1 protein-coding gene is annotated in these 882 nt (G+C 46.9%); it reads left to right on the top strand.

The genetic code is table 11. The features are described from left to right. On the top strand, window positions 1-882 hold an 882-nt coding region (gene serA, locus R7Z77_RS24625; protein ID WP_318136961.1), incomplete at both ends, for a phosphoglycerate dehydrogenase.

The raw sequence follows: 882 nt of genomic DNA, 5'->3' as shown, positions 1-882 counted from the left end.
AAAAGAAAAGATTAAGATCCTCTTACTCGAGGGGCTTCACCCTTCTTCAGTTGAAGTTCTTCAAGCAGCTGGTTACACCAACATTGAATATCACAAAGGTTCGCTTTCAGAGGAAGAACTGATTGAAGCAGTTAAAGATACGCACTTCATCGGTATCCGCTCCCGAACGAATCTATCCGAGGAAGTGATCAATGCGGCAAACAAACTGGTTGCGATTGGCTGTTTTTGTATCGGAACTAACCAAGTAGATCTTGGTGCGGCGGCAAAACGTGGCATTCCTGTATTCAATGCACCGTTTTCAAATACGCGAAGTGTAGCTGAGCTCGTGCTTGGTCAGATTCTTCTGCTCCTTCGTGGGATTCCTGAAAAGAACGCTTTAGCACACCGTGGTATTTGGAAGAAGAGCGCAGACAACTCTTACGAAGCGCGTGGTAAACGTCTTGGTATCATTGGTTACGGCCATATCGGTACTCAGCTGGGCATTATTGCTGAAAACTTAGGTATGCGCGTGTACTACTACGACATCGAAAACAAACTATCACTTGGCAACGCAACGCAAATCCACACGATGAGCGAGCTGCTAAACAAATGTGATGTTATTTCGCTGCACGTACCAGAAACACCTGAAACGAAGAATATGATGGGCGAAGAAGAATTTGCTCGCATGAAGCCTGGCGCAATCTTCATCAACGCCGCTCGCGGTACCGTTGTTGATATTCCTGCGCTTTGCCACAGCCTAGAAGCGGGTCACTTAGCTGGCGCAGCAATCGACGTATTCCCAGTTGAACCAAAAACAAACGCTGACCCGTTTGAATCTCCACTACAGAAATTCGATAACGTCATTCTAACGCCACACGTGGGCGGCTCTACTCAAGAAGCACA

It is taken from the genome of Vibrio sp. 1401 (assembly GCF_033340295.1).
Note: the sequence above shows the minus strand (reverse complement) of the source record. Positions and strands in the feature narration are given on the sequence as shown.